Genomic DNA, 13,943 nt, shown 5'->3' with positions numbered 1-13,943 from the left:
TTGTAGTTATCGCCTCGATCAAGACGCGGATCGGCAGTCGCTGCTCGACAGCATGTCTGATTTCTACAATTTCCAACTTGAATATTCATCCTCTTTTACGCTTATTGTTAGTGGAGGACTTTTCCTTTCTGGAGAGAGACGCTATTTTGAGATACCCTATTGTATTTTAGGGATATAAGAGTTATGTTTATGTATTCATAAGCAGTACCCGCGCCATGCGGAGTCATTATTGGTTTGGTATAGCTCTTGCAGTTTGCCAGGGCTATTTTTGTATTGACTGTATAGTATAACTGTTAGTACGAAGTAAGTATAAAGAAAGATGACAACGTTAACCATTCATATAGAAAGCAAAAAATCTGAGAAAGCAATAAAGGCAGTCTTAGACACATTGGCCCTGGTGCATGAAGAGCGAGGCTATACCGAAGAATATCCAGAGCACGTCGTAGATGGCGTAAATTTGGCCAAGCAAGAGATGCAGGCAGGAAGAGTAAAAGCATACAACGGCCTTAAAGCTATACTCGTCAAATAACTTCTCCAGTGTCGCTAACAATCCAATATACCTTGAAAATGAAATCTTCTGAGAATCGTTTCTGTTTCCTTTTTACCGCTTGTTTTAGGACTCTATTTTCTACCTGGTAGAGTTTGGCGAGATGAAAGTCTAGCATTACATCTTGAACCCCCAATATTAAATATTTGGTTCATCACTGTTTCTGTAGCTATAACTACCTCATTTTTAATACTACTTATAATTTCCCGAGGTTATAATTAGTTTTAGGTTATTGCCCTAAGTGAAATCCTGCTTCATTGTTTCAATTTTTTAATAGCTTGGCTCTGCAATAACGATTTCATCTGCGTGATTGCTACCTTGTTCAGTTCGATTAGTCTATGGCTCTGTGGCAGTCCCTGTTGAATGAGCAATGCATTAATGCTTTCAAGGTTACTCAGTACGACCAGTTGTTCTATTGTAGCCTCGTCCCGCATATTACCTTTCAGTTCAGGATTAGATTCACACCATTGTTTGGCCGTCACACCGAAAAGAGCCACATTGAGCAGATCCGCTTCTGTCGCGATTAAGATTTAATATCAGTCCAAACTAAATCGTTACTTGATGTATTTCAATTCCTGTATGGTGCGATTAAGATCAATTACATGAGGTACAATTGGAGTACTAAATTAATTTCAATTCCTGTATGGTGCGATTAAGATTCAGATAACTGCAGAAGGAGCATTATGGGATACTTCATTTCAATTCCTGTATGGTGCGAAACGTTACCAATTTTCTAAAAAAAATACTATTTCATTTTTTTATATTTAAGGAAATAAATAGATGCGTTTGCGTCTTAAGAGAAGGGGCACACAAAGGAAGAAAACAACCTGTACCAAACCGTGTGCATATTTCAATTCCTGTATCCACTTTCAAAACCATGGTCTTTAGGTTTAGCAAACACGGCAGAGTTAAAATCTGATTTCATGCTATCTATGAGTTTCAGATATTCAGCTATTGACGGATATTGTGCATCTTTTGCGGTTTTGCCCTTTGGATCCAACTGTTCATGATCATAGTCGTCCAATAGCTGCAGGCCATTTGCGAAGGTCTTCAAAGCCTCGCTATCCTCTACCGATACCTGTTGAGTTATAGCTCTGCTTAATATTCTGATACCGGTTTTAAGATGTTCTACCTGTTGTTGTTTTTCGGCGAGGCGTTTTTCATTAATAGCATCCCCCTGTACCAAGTATTCTTTTAGGCGCTGAGTAGCCCACTGTTGAAATTGAGTGCCTCGTTTCGAGTTGACGCGATAACCAACGCATAAAATTGCATCCAAGTTATAGTTGAGTAGATTTCTCGTAACTAACCTTTTCCCTTCTTGGCGAACTTGTGCAATTTTTGCACAAGTTGAACTTTCATTCAGTTCCTCCGATTTGTAAATATTTTGAATATGCTTTACAATAGCTGGTCTATTTACATCAAATAATGTAGCCATTACGTGCGTGTCCAACCAGATAGATTCTTTTTCAAAGATAACTTCGACTTCTACATTTGAATCACTTGTTCTATAAATTGATATTTTATTTTTTGGCACTGTCTCACAAAATGTATTTTGCTCCAGAGTTTTTAACAATTCTTTATATTCAGCTAGGAATTTTTTGCCAGGGCCTTTTCTTTTGGTTTCTAAATAATCGATAGCTTCTTTCAAGTCGAGCTTTACAGACGGGTCAGCAAGTATTTTATACTTTTTCACTCTTCGTTTTTTATATCAGCTAACATCCCAAAAGCATCGACAGGAGTTTCATTTTCTTCCATACGTTTTAAGACAAGGTCCTTGTGCCACTGAGGTATAGCATGTGTGTCTTGTTCGTATTTGAATTTAAGAAAATCAATATAGCGTTCTACTTCATCCAAAAGTGATTCTGGAAGTTGTTTTAGTTTGGAGTTTACCTCTTTTAATGTTGTTGTGCCCACCTTCTATGTCCAAATGTTAAACCTAATTCTCTACGAAACCAATGTGGGGAATTAGACTAATAATGTATTATAGTGATACAATATAAAAGAAAGTCACAATTATTCTGAATTTATCGCACGAAGTAGCATCACCGTCTCTATCTCCCAAAAAAAGACACCTCCTTTTTTGCCAATAACAATAAAACTCTTAATTTGTAGCTAGTTAATCACTTGAGTTAAAACAATTTGTTATGTGTCATCCATTTCTATATTTACGCGTACTATTCTTTTCGACATTCCTATTTCTTGGTTATTCATCTAAGGCACAGTCCGATATTCCTGTTTTTAAAGTTTCGGAGATGAGTCCTGCAGAGGCTTTTGATCATTTGCAAACTTTTTTGATCGAGAACGAATACTTTGTGCAAGCAATGGATAGTAAGCAGGGCTTTGTTCAGATTAAGGTTCTTCCAAAGGATCGCAGTATGTTTAAGCGCGCTAAGAGGCATACGGTTAATTTCTTTGTAATGCCTGATGGGAAGGATAACAGTAAAATAAACCTACAGATCAACACCGAAAGATTGGACTGGAATGGGGAAGTGAACAGTTCGTCACACTATTATAAAGATGAAGGGGTTTTAGACAAGAATAACAAAGTCTATGATGAACTTATTAGTGAGCTAAAGAAATATTACGATCAATTGTTATAGCTAACCTGAGGGCTAGACTTACAGCTACTCGATAAAATAATCATTTCTTAATCTAGATTAAGTATTAAGTAACAAGTAAGTTAGATCTTATGTAGTATAAACAAAAGAAAGGTATGATGAATTTAAAAGAACATTTGGCTTAATAGCTTTATTTACGGTATTGTCTTTGACAACTTTTGCGCAAAGCTGGGCGAAAGACCCGATGCACAGTAGGTTAGGGTTTGTATGTCGATGCAATAGGCTCAAAATTATGAATAACCTAAGATAACTAATTTTGCGTTATGAACAAAATTTTAAACAGTGTTAACAGGTGTGGATTGAAGGTTACTACATATGTTACTGATGGATTCATAATTTATAAATTCGCGCGAGTGTTTATTTGTACCTATAAATATTCGTATTCCCTTTCGTAAGGTGAGGGTCATCCTTGGGATTCCTTTGGGACAGCTTCGCCTATCCTTTGGCTCCAAGGCAATCGATGGTCGAACAACAGGCGAACAATAGGCGAGGGTGTCCCAAGACAGTATCGATTCTGTCTCCTATCTCTCTTGAAGGGGTGTGCAAGTACCACCGAAGGGCAAGGCACAAATCCTTACATACAAAAAGTTTTGCCGCGGTACCATAGAGGGGTTTGACCAAACTATTAAATCTTCAAATTATGACAACATAATCCTCAAAAAACAATCTTTTCTTGCAACTCCACATTTAACTTGCTAGTTTTAGGCCGAATAAAAACCCAATTAACAATTTATCCAGTAAGCCGTAGAGAATGAACTTGTATACAGGTACAGATGATAGCGAGTTACTTTTGCGTTTGCGAGAGGGGGATGGTGCATCGTTTTCAGCTATATACGATCGGTATGCAGGCCTAATCTATAATCGGGTCAAAAGACTGGTCCATGTACATGAGTTTGCAGAAGAACTTGTTCAAGATGTGTTTATGCAATTATGGACCAATCGGGCGAAGATTCCTTCCGATTTAACTATCCAGATTGTTCTTCTCCGATACGCCAAAAGCTCGGCAATAAACTTTTATAGAAAGGCCGTTCGGGATGTTCAGATGAAGGAAAAAATCATCCAATCCAGTGTCGACTATTACGACCCGATCGAAGACGAGATCAATTTTAATGAAACCAGTACGGTGCTCCATGCCGCAATAGCTAAGCTGCCACCTCAACGGCAAAAAATATTTATTCTTTGCAAGCTAGAAGGAAAGAGTTACGAAGAAGCAGCCACTTTGTATGGCGTTTCTGTTGGCACTATCAAAGACCACATGGCTAAGGCCATGCGGAGCCTACGTCAGGAGTTAGGGGAATCTTCTGCAGCTCCGACTTACCTTCTTTTTATCGCCTACCTTCTTTCTTAGGGCGGTTTCTCCTCTGTTTTCGTAAAAACACACTATTCTCATTTTTTTTTATAGGCGAGCATAGACTTTCCGTTTTACAATTGAATACTATAGAAAAGGACGAATTATGGACCGCGATATCAAAAGCTTATATCAGGATTTTCTAAACAAACAATGTTCCCGTCATGAGGTGGAGCAGCTGCTTGATCATTTCCGTACCATTGAGGGGAATGAAGATATGGTAGCATGGATTGAAGCAGAAATGCACAAAGCTATCGACGAGTCTGATTTTATCGCCCCACCCCAATTTAATCAAGAACGGACAAAAGCACAATTGCTACATACTATTAGGGGGGATAGTAATCGGATAAAAACTCTCCGTAGATACTTCACTGTAGCCGCAGCATTGCTTGCCTTTGCGTTTATCGGCTATTACCTGTATAAAAGTTCTAACCCTGCTGCAGAGCACCAAAAGATAAGCAGCATCTACGGCGATGATGTGTTGCCTGGGGCCGACAGAGCGACCATTACCCTTTCCGATGGGACCATTATTGATTTATCAGAGGATCATAAAGGAATTGTAGCCAGCGGATCAGCGTTGCGCTATGCAGATGGAGAGAAGCTATTCGACGCCAATCAAAATATTCAGTATGCTACATTGTCCACACCGCGTGGGGGGCAGTATCGATTAACCTTGCCCGATGGTAGTAAGGTAATCCTTAATGCTGCATCATCCATTACGTATCCGATCCAATTTAGTGCAGAGCAAAGGAAAGTCGAACTCAAGGGCGAGGCTTTCTTTGACGTCGCCAAAAACAGAAACCAACCCTTTGTAGTAGTCACGGATCAGCAGCAGGTGATCGTGACCGGGACGACATTCAATATCAATGCCTATGGAGATGACAACAGGACGATTACGACCTTAGTCACGGGAGCCGTCCGTGTCGAGAGCAATACCGGTACCACCATAGTTTCATTAAAGCCAGGACAGGAATCAGTCTGGAACAATGGGCGAATCACCGCCCAAAATGTAGATACACAGATTGCTACAGGTTGGGCCCAAGGTGTATTTGTTTTTAAGTTCAAAACCTTGGCCGAGATACTACCACAGTTGGAGCGGTGGTACGACATCGAGGTCGATATCAATCCTATTCCATACGAAGAGTTTTATGCAGAAATAAACCGTAATACCCCTTTGTCTACCGTGCTAGAGAGTATGGAGCAGACCAGCAATTTACGGTTTGAGATCAAAGAAAGGAGGCTAACCCTAAAGAAGAAATAAAGATCCGATAAAATAGAAAACCGGAAGTGCTTGCAACGCTCCCGGCTTATAGTCAGGCTCAGATGTCTGTCTACCGCGAAGTAATACATTTTTCTAACCTAACAAAACAAATTTATGAATTATCTCATGGATTACAAGGGGGCGTATGCTTGTTGCTTGCGTATTCCTTATAACCACCGCTTCAAAATTTTATTACGTATGAAGCTTACTTTAATAGCCTTACTACTTTTTCTGGTACAAGCTACAGCGTCTGTCCGATCGCAGACATTGACTCTGCATTTTACCAATTCACCTCTGGAGCAGGTGCTTACCGAAGTCAAAAAGCAGACAGGGTACAGCTATATTGCCAATGCTAGGCTGCTCAAGGAAGCGGCAAAAGTTACCGTCAGCGTACGCAACGTGCATGTAGATGACGCTTTGCGAAGCATTTTCAAAGATCAGAAATTATCGGCAGAGCTTAGGAATGGCGTTATACTCATCGAGTCAAAAAAAACAGAAGTTAAGGTCGTGAGGCAGGTTATAGACCAAGACTTGATCAGAGGGCGAGTCACCAATGAAAAAGGCGAACCCTTGACTGGTGCTTCTGTGTGCGTATTAGATTCAAATAAAGAACGAACATCCAAACAGACCAATACAGATAGTGATGGCCGCTTTGAGCTAAAGGATATAAGCGAAGGCCAGCTTTTAGAAATATCCTATCTTGGACATCGACCTATACAGCGGCATGCGAAAGGCACCATGGGCACTATAGTACTACAGCCTATCCATGCAGAGGTAGAGGAGATTGTCGTCAATGCGGGGTACTATACCGTAAAAGACCGAGAACGTACCGGAAGCATTGCTCGGGTTACGGCAAAGGATATCGAATTACACCCGGTGTTAAATCCATTGCAAGCCTTACAAGGCAGGATGGCTGGAGTGAGCATTACACAGAATACCGGCGTTGCAGGAGGAGGATTTGATATACAAATCAGGGGAAGGAATAGTTTGATGAGAGGTGGTAACAGTCCATTGTATATTATTGATGGGATACCTTTCACAGAAAATAGCGCTAGATCATTAGCTGGCGGTATTCTTCCTTTGGCTGAAACAAATCCATTAAATACAATTAACCCTTCAGATATTGAAAGTATTGAAGTGTTAAAGGATGCTGATGCTACTGCTATTTACGGTTCACGAGCAGCAAATGGTGTTGTTCTTGTAACTACTAAGTCTGGGAAATCGGGTAAAACTAAATTAACGATTAATAGTTCTATGGCAGTTAGTAAGGTGCCTAAATTTCTAAAAGTAATGGAAACAAAGCAGTATTTGGCTGTTCGAGAGACTGCTTTGAAAAATGACAATATCTACGATTATCCTGATAATGCGTTTGATCTAGATGGAACGTGGGATAAGAATCGTTTTACTGATTGGCAACAAGAATTAATCGGAAAAACAGCTCGGTCGAATACTATTCAAGCTGGTTTAAGTGGTGGGAGCCAGTATACCAATTTTATGATTAGTGGGAATCACAATAAAGAAACACCGGTATTTCCTGGTGATTTTGGTTATAAAAGAAATACTTTATCATTTTTTCTTCGTCACCAGGATAAAACTGAAAAACTACAGCTGAATTTTTCAGCGAATTACAATACGCAAAAAAATAATTTATTGACTTTAGATCTCACCACTATAAGTAGAAATCTTGTTCCGGTTGCTCCTGAACTTTATCTCCCAGATGGTAGTTTAAACTGGCAAGACAATACTTTTGACAACCCTTTAGCTCAACTCAATAACCGTTACGAATCTTCTTCTAGGGGATTAAGTTCTAATTTGAATTTAGAATATAGATTTCATCCATTGATTAACATTAAACTAAATGGGGGCTATTCTGATAGTAGGGTAGAACAATATAGCATTGCGCTAAACACTCGGTTTAACCCAAGTTATGGTTATGGTCCAGATCGAACAAATGTTCAACATGCAACGAGTAATTCTAACAGTTGGATTATCGAACCTCAGATTAATGGGAGATTTCACTGGAATAAACACCAACTTAGTTATATATTAGGAAGTACTTTTCAGGAGAATAATTTTACCTCCTTTAGTCTGTACGCTTCAGGATTTACTACTAATTCATTTGTCCACAATCTAAGGTCGGCATCTACTGTTGAGGTAAATTCTCAGCTCAATAGTCTATATCGTTATAGTGCTTTGTTTAGTCGATTAAACTACGGGTATTCTGATAAATACTACATAAATCTTACGGCAAGACGGGATGGGTCGTCTAGATTTGGAGAAAATTACAAATTTGGAAACTTCGGCGCTGTTGGTTTTGCTTGGATACTTTCAGAGGAATCGGCTTTTAATAACATTGATTGGCTTAATTTGCTTAAAATCAGGAGTAGTTTTGGTATAACAGGAAGTGATAATATTGGGGATTACGGTTACTTGGATACTTATACTGTTGCTAGAGGAAAATATGATAATATAACTGGTTTATATCCTTCTCGCTTATTCAACCCTGATTTTAGTTGGGAAAAAACACAAAAGTTTGAATTGGCTTTGGAATCAAGAGTTCTGACTGATAGATTCAGTAGTAGTTTGGCTTGGTATTCTAACAAATCGTCTAATCAATTAGTCGGTATTCCCCTGCCTGGTACCACAGGCTTTACATCTATTCAATCTAACTTAAATGCTCAGGTAGAAAACAAAGGTTTTGAGATTACGTTTAAATCTCAAAATATTCGTAATAAATATTGGAGTTGGTCAACTGATTTTAATATTTCCGTACCCAAGAACAAGTTGGTATCTTTTCCAAATTTAGAAGGTTCAACTTATTCTAATCAATATGTAATAGGTCAACCTATTAATATTGTGAAATTATATAAATATCAGGGAATTGATTCAAAAAGGGGAATCTATACTTTTAAGGATTTTAACGAAGACGGATTTCTAAGCGCTAATGATGATAAAAAAGTAATTGAATCATTTTTTCCTAAATTTTTCGGTGGATTAGCCAATACCTTCAATCACAAAAATGTGTCTTTAAGCTTTTTATTCCAATTCGTGAAACAGCGTAATTACAATCATTTGTATTTATTTAATAGGCCAGGAGGTTTTAATAATTCATCAATTGATTATTACCAAAATACTTGGACGCCTGATAATCTATCAGCAGATTATCAAAAGTTAACAACCAATGATCCTGAATTAATTAAAGCATTTTACGACTATAAAGAAAGTGACAAAGTGGTTTCTGATGCTTCCTTTATTAGATTGAAAAATCTTAATCTCTCTTATAGCCTACCCGCTAGCAGTATAAAAGGAATAGAGGCAATGTTGTATTTTCAAGCTCAAAATCTCTGGACTTTAACTAAGTATAAAGGATATGATCCCGAGTTCTCAACGACTGGTTTTCTGCCCCCCCTTAGAACATTTGCTTTTGGAATAAACTTAACCTTTTAAACAATGAAGAAAAATAAAACTTTTATAGGTTGGATTAAAATAAGTTTTTTAAGTCTTGTTTTAATCTCTACAATTAGCTGTGAGTCATTCACAACTATTGATGGGCCAGATTCTCAACTAAATTCAAATTTGGTGTTTCAAGATGAAAAAACTGCAAGTGCCGCTATGGCTAATATATACCTATCAAAATCAATGTTAAGTGGTGATCAAACAGGGATTGGCTCTATACTAGGATTAGTTACCGATGAACTTAATTGTAATACGCAGAACGAATCTTTTTTAAATTTTTACACTCCTAATATCATCAGTTCTAATAAAGATATAGCTCAATTTTGGAATACAGCTTACAACACAATTTATCAGTGTAATGCACTTATTGAAGGCATGGACAACTCAGAGGGTTTGGGGCAAGCTTTTAAAACTCAACTCAAAGGAGAGGCTTTGTTTATGAGAAGTCTTTACTTGTTTTATCTTTCAGAGCTATTTGGTGATATTCCTTACATAACTACGACTGATTATATTCAAAATAAGCAGGTTAAAAGACAGTCTAAGTCAACGGTACAGCATTCATTGGTCACTGATTTACAAATGGCGGAATCTCTTTTGAGTGAAAACTTCACTTCACCTTTTCGTATTAAGCCCAATAAATTTGCTGCTCAAGCCTTGCTTGCGCGCGTCTTTTTGTATCAAAACAATTGGAATAGTGCAATTCATTATGCTACAAAACTCATCGATAATCCAGCTTTTTCAATTCAAAGAGACCTAGATCAGGTGTTTTTAAAAGAGAGCAAATCAACTATTTGGCAATATCAATCAGCAGATAAATCTAACACACAGGAAGGAGCATATTATATTTTTACAATTGCTCCACCTAGTCTAGTATCGTTAACTGATGAGTTATTTGAATCCTTTAAAGAGAATGATTTAAGAAAGGACAAATGGATAAAGACGATTTATAACGCTAATAAGGCATGGTATCACGCCTATAAATACAAAGAAAAAAGTCAAACTGTTAATTCTAAAGAGTACTCTATTGTGCTTCGTTTAGAGGAGATGTATCTTATCAGAAGTGAAGCTTATGCAATGTTAAGATTGTATGATTCTTCTTGCGAAGATCTAAATATAATTAGAGCCAGAGCGGGATTACTATCAATACACATAGATAAGCAGGCTCCACTTTTACAGACTATATTACAAGAAAGGCGGCATGAATTTTTTTTAGAATATGCCCATCGTTATTTTGATTTGAAAAGATTTTCTGCCTTAGACGAAACTATGGTTTTAATTAAAAGCAATTGGAATACCAAATATAATCTATTCCCCATCCCAGAGAATGAACTTCTTTTAAACTCCAATCTGCTGCCTCAAAATCTAAATTATTAAAATGAGAGAACTGCTATTATTTATAATATTGATCATATCATCGATGGTTAGGGCTCAAGATACTCTACCTGAAAGTGAATATAAAAACTTGTATACTATACAGCCTTACGATGTATCTAGTAATGGTGATGTTGTATATCGCAAGATATTTGGAGATAAATCTAGCCAATTTTTTTTAAAAACATCCACGGCAACTTTTGAATTGCCGCAGTTGGATCCCATCAGTAATTCTATTGAGTTTTATAGTGATACTTTGCTTTTAGCTAGTAATTCAAAGAAAAAAGTATTGTATCTAATTAATCCTGTAACTCAAGAAATTGATTCGATCAATCGAATTTCATCTTTTAAAATAGATCATTTTTTTAATTGCTTGATTTATGGCAAAGTAATGGGTGAGGGTGTTTTGGTCACTGTTTTTGATCTTAGGACCAAGAAAAAGTACACCTTCCTAAATAAAACAAATATTTTCGAAGAAATTGGTAGTACGCTTGTCTTTTCGATAGATAGTCAGGTGAGTTTATTTGATTTAAAATCGAAAAAAGCATCTTATATATATATGAAAGAAAATGCTACGGTAGATCAAATAATATATCAAAAGAGAAAGAAACTATTGGGTGTTATTTATCAAAATAAATGTGATGTCGTACTAAGTATTTACAATACCAAAGCGGAACTTCAAAAAAATATAGAAATCCCTAATATGATAGATACATTAGAGCTGGAAAAAAGTAAAACAGCTTTTATAGACGATCAATATATTTCAGTTTCATATAAAATACCAAATAAACAAGAAACTCAGAACAAAGAGCTTGAGATTTGGTATACTAAAAAGCCATTTTACAGTCAAAATTACACGCAAAAGCAGAGTGTTCTAGGTGTTTTAAATATTAAAAACGATAGTTTGACACTTTTAGAGTCCACAGATAATAACATTACAAAGATGTTTTTAGATACCAAGTATTTTGTAGAATATGATCCCGAATTATACGATAATAAAATACTTAAATCTCCTTATATTAAATTAATAATAAGACATGTAGAAAGACCAGAATTTAAAACTATATTAGATAGTATTCCCTCTCATTACTTTACGTTATCTGATCATCATAAGGGTGTTTTTTACTTTAAAAATAGGGATTGGTATTTTTGTAGCTTACTAGAGGGGCAAGTTTTCAATATAACTAAAAACTTAGATGATCATTTTTTTGGAACTTCTGATTTTGTTGGTCGGGTTCCAAGAAGTAGGATTTTTTTAAGTCTTAAAGACAATAAAACAATCTATTTCAGCGGATCGAAAAATATTTATCTTTTAAAAGATGACCCTAAAAATCTAATTTCCATTACTAACATTAATACGAATTCGGATCTTCAGTACACTATCAGTGCTTATAATAAAATCCATCATTCACAAAATAATACTAATCAAACTATTGATAAAATAGATGATAGTTTAGGATTATTATTAGATTATACTAATGAAGGTACGGGAGTACAGGGGTTAGAACTAATAAATAATGGAAAAGCTGTATTAATAACTGAGGGTGATTTTAAAATAGATAATATTATTTACTCTAACGAGAGAATTGTGTACACTAAAACCAAACAAAATATACCTCCCAGTTTATGTGTTTTCGATTTAAAAAGCGAAAAAGAGAGTGTTTTGCTTGATACACGAGATCAGTTAAGTGATTATCTATGGAGTAAAACCGAGGTTATTAGATACAAGTTGAAAAATGGTAGAGAATTAAAAGGCCTATTGTATTATCCAGCTAAATACAATCCCCAAAAAAAATATCCTCTTATTATTGATATATATGAAAAGAAGTTCAAATCTTCTTATAGTTATGATCCTCCAAGCTATTGGAATAGTGAAGGGGTAAATTATAATTTATGGACGCAGCACAATTATTTTGTCTTTTCTGCTGATATTGAAAACTATGGTGGTAACCCTGGGGCAGCAGCACTGGAGTCAGTACTCAGTGGGGTTGAAAAAGTCACAGAGTTATCAAGTATAGACAAATCAAATATTGGTCTAATTGGTCATTCTTACGGAGGTTTTGAAGTAGGTTATATTATAGGTCGTACTAAGTTATTTAAAACAGCTGTGTCAGGTGCCGGGGTTCATAATGCTATAAGTGAGTACTTAAGTGTAAAGAAGAATTGGAGAATGTTTGGATATTTGCGTTTTGAAAGCTCTATTTTCAAAATGAATTCTCCATTACAACATGATGTTAAGACTTATTTAGACATAACTAATGTAATGAATCTTTCAACAGTATATACACCTATTCTTCTTTGGACTGGTTTCTTAGATACAAATGTTTCTGCTCTTCAAAGTTTTGAATATTTTACTGGACTTAAAAGGTTGAATAAAAAAGCTGTGCTTTTGAATTTCAAAAATGAAGACCACGTGTTACTCAATGCGGATAATCAAGTAAAACTTACGCAGTATGTTCTAGATTGGTTTGATTATCATTTAAAGGGGGAGGATAAAAAATGGATTAAATTATGAGATAGACTAATAGCCGTCCTTTTGATTTTTCAGTTTATATCAATCTCTTGGTATTGGTTATATTGGAGGAAGCTGTCACCTCGGGTTTTCTAATATAATTAAAGCCGTTCCGAATTTCCTTCGGGACGGCTTTATGGTATCTATACCTTTATGCTTGTTTCAAAAAAGATACAGACGAGACTATTAGCGAATACCGCACATTTTGTATAAGTTTATGACCGATTAACTGATTTAAGAATTTTTCGACCTATATTATATGCACAATGCTACGTACCACACAGACGATGAAACTCTGCTAAACCACCTGGCAAGTGGTCAGCGTACCGCATTCGAGTATATCTATAAAGAGTTTCAGCCGGCATTGGTGTTTTTTGCAGGCAATCTGCTAAAGTCGGACAACATTATGCTGGCCGTAGATATAATGGTGATATTGACCCCTCCGCTGGACATACGGACCCCTCTATGGAGTTAGTACCTCAGTCCAACTGATGACCTGACAATATTACTTCTTTTTTCTTAGACTTTCACCTTTTAGTTCAATCCGATATGAGCTATGTATCAGCCTATCAAGTATTGCATCTGCAATGGTATCTTCACCTATCACATCATATTCTTGTTTTTTAACATTTCAATTCCTGTATGGTGCGATTAAGATGTACATGTTGTTAACAATTGTTCTGATGAAAAAGGAATTTCAATTGTATCCGGCCTATAAACTACAGGTGGGCTTATTTTTGAAGTTCTGCGGATAAAGGTCCTTTAAGTTTTTATGGTTTATGGACATGATGTTTTCCAAGGCGTATTTGAGCCATTGAAAAGGATTTACC

At 36.4% G+C, this 13,943-nt stretch carries 12 protein-coding genes and 1 pseudogene; 8 read left to right on the top strand and 5 right to left on the bottom strand.

Annotated elements, in window-relative coordinates; all coding sequences use genetic code 11:
* Positions 1-319 precede the first annotated feature (319 nt).
* Positions 320-529, top strand: a complete 210-nt coding sequence (locus JKG61_RS05685) for a DUF2683 family protein (protein WP_202102020.1) — start codon at positions 320-322, stop codon at positions 527-529.
* Here JKG61_RS05685 and JKG61_RS23265 read toward each other — a convergent pair.
* From JKG61_RS23265 to JKG61_RS05665, 4 genes are all read right to left on the bottom strand, one after another.
* Positions 522-665 carry an ORF6N domain-containing protein gene (locus JKG61_RS23265; protein ID WP_202102019.1) on the bottom strand — a complete coding sequence of 48 codons (144 nt, stop codon included), beginning with the start codon at positions 663-665 and terminating at the stop codon, positions 522-524. The two genes, JKG61_RS05685 and JKG61_RS23265, sit on opposite strands and share 8 nt — an antisense overlap.
* A 136-nt stretch (positions 666-801) precedes the next feature.
* Complete coding sequence (locus tag JKG61_RS05675; RefSeq protein WP_202102018.1) at positions 802-1,044, bottom strand: hypothetical protein; 243 nt, start codon at positions 1,042-1,044, stop codon at positions 802-804.
* A 353-nt stretch (positions 1,045-1,397) separates the two neighbouring features.
* Positions 1,398-2,240 (bottom strand): virulence RhuM family protein, encoded by an 843-nt coding sequence (locus JKG61_RS05670; protein WP_202102017.1) that lies wholly within the window; start codon positions 2,238-2,240, stop codon positions 1,398-1,400.
* Complete coding sequence (locus JKG61_RS05665; RefSeq protein ID WP_202102016.1) at positions 2,237-2,461, bottom strand: DUF2281 domain-containing protein; 225 nt, start codon at positions 2,459-2,461, stop codon at positions 2,237-2,239. Before JKG61_RS05665 ends, JKG61_RS05670 begins: the two co-directional genes overlap by 4 nt.
* Before the next feature lie 230 nt (positions 2,462-2,691).
* Here JKG61_RS05665 and JKG61_RS05660 point away from each other — a divergent pair, with 230 nt between their 5' ends.
* The 7 genes from JKG61_RS05660 (at position 2,692) to JKG61_RS05630 (ending at position 13,588) form a co-directional block, all read left to right on the top strand.
* Entirely contained in the window at positions 2,692-3,147 is a 456-nt protein-coding gene (locus tag JKG61_RS05660; RefSeq protein WP_202102015.1) for a hypothetical protein, read from the top strand.
* A gap of 769 nt (positions 3,148-3,916) precedes the next feature.
* A complete protein-coding gene (locus JKG61_RS05655; RefSeq protein ID WP_202102014.1) occupies positions 3,917-4,513 on the top strand; it encodes an RNA polymerase sigma factor in 597 nt (198 codons plus the stop codon).
* Between the two features lie 106 nt (positions 4,514-4,619).
* On the top strand, positions 4,620-5,774 hold the full coding sequence (locus JKG61_RS05650) for a FecR family protein (protein ID WP_202102013.1): 1,155 nt from the start codon (positions 4,620-4,622) through the stop codon (positions 5,772-5,774).
* A 198-nt stretch (positions 5,775-5,972) separates the two neighbouring features.
* On the top strand, positions 5,973-9,221 hold the full coding sequence (locus JKG61_RS05645) for a SusC/RagA family TonB-linked outer membrane protein (RefSeq protein ID WP_202102012.1): 3,249 nt from the start codon (positions 5,973-5,975) through the stop codon (positions 9,219-9,221).
* A 3-nt stretch (positions 9,222-9,224) separates the two neighbouring features.
* Positions 9,225-10,604 (top strand): RagB/SusD family nutrient uptake outer membrane protein, encoded by a 1,380-nt coding sequence (locus JKG61_RS05640; RefSeq protein ID WP_202102011.1) that lies wholly within the window; start codon positions 9,225-9,227, stop codon positions 10,602-10,604.
* Between the two features lies 1 nt (position 10,605).
* Positions 10,606-13,116: an alpha/beta hydrolase family protein gene (locus tag JKG61_RS05635; protein ID WP_202102010.1), complete on the top strand. Its 2,511-nt coding sequence runs from the start codon at positions 10,606-10,608 to the stop codon at positions 13,114-13,116.
* A gap of 256 nt (positions 13,117-13,372) precedes the next feature.
* Positions 13,373-13,588 (top strand): hypothetical protein, encoded by a 216-nt coding sequence (locus tag JKG61_RS05630; RefSeq protein ID WP_202102009.1) that lies wholly within the window; start codon positions 13,373-13,375, stop codon positions 13,586-13,588.
* Between the two features lie 30 nt (positions 13,589-13,618).
* Here JKG61_RS05630 and JKG61_RS22865 read toward each other — a convergent pair.
* Positions 13,619-13,717, bottom strand: a pseudogene (locus JKG61_RS22865) (ATP-binding protein); the annotation flags it as partial.
* Positions 13,718-13,943 lie beyond the last annotated feature (226 nt).

The sequence above is a fragment of the Sphingobacterium faecale genome, from assembly GCF_016746095.1.
GTDB classification, from domain to species: domain Bacteria; phylum Bacteroidota; class Bacteroidia; order Sphingobacteriales; family Sphingobacteriaceae; genus Sphingobacterium; species Sphingobacterium faecale.
This window is presented reverse-complemented; position numbering and strand designations above follow the sequence as displayed.

Coding starts and splice junctions, on each gene's coding strand:
- JKG61_RS05685 (WP_202102020.1), top strand. CDS start 320: ATGACAACGTTAACCATTCATATAGAAAGCAAAAAATCTGAGAAAGCA.
- JKG61_RS23265 (WP_202102019.1), bottom strand. CDS start 665: ATGCTAGACTTTCATCTCGCCAAACTCTACCAGGTAGAAAATAGAGTC.
- JKG61_RS05660 (WP_202102015.1), top strand. CDS start 2,692: ATGTGTCATCCATTTCTATATTTACGCGTACTATTCTTTTCGACATTC.
- JKG61_RS05655 (WP_202102014.1), top strand. CDS start 3,917: ATGAACTTGTATACAGGTACAGATGATAGCGAGTTACTTTTGCGTTTG.
- JKG61_RS05650 (WP_202102013.1), top strand. CDS start 4,620: ATGGACCGCGATATCAAAAGCTTATATCAGGATTTTCTAAACAAACAA.
- JKG61_RS05645 (WP_202102012.1), top strand. CDS start 5,973: ATGAAGCTTACTTTAATAGCCTTACTACTTTTTCTGGTACAAGCTACA.
- JKG61_RS05640 (WP_202102011.1), top strand. CDS start 9,225: ATGAAGAAAAATAAAACTTTTATAGGTTGGATTAAAATAAGTTTTTTA.
- JKG61_RS05635 (WP_202102010.1), top strand. CDS start 10,606: ATGAGAGAACTGCTATTATTTATAATATTGATCATATCATCGATGGTT.
- JKG61_RS05630 (WP_202102009.1), top strand. CDS start 13,373: ATGCACAATGCTACGTACCACACAGACGATGAAACTCTGCTAAACCAC.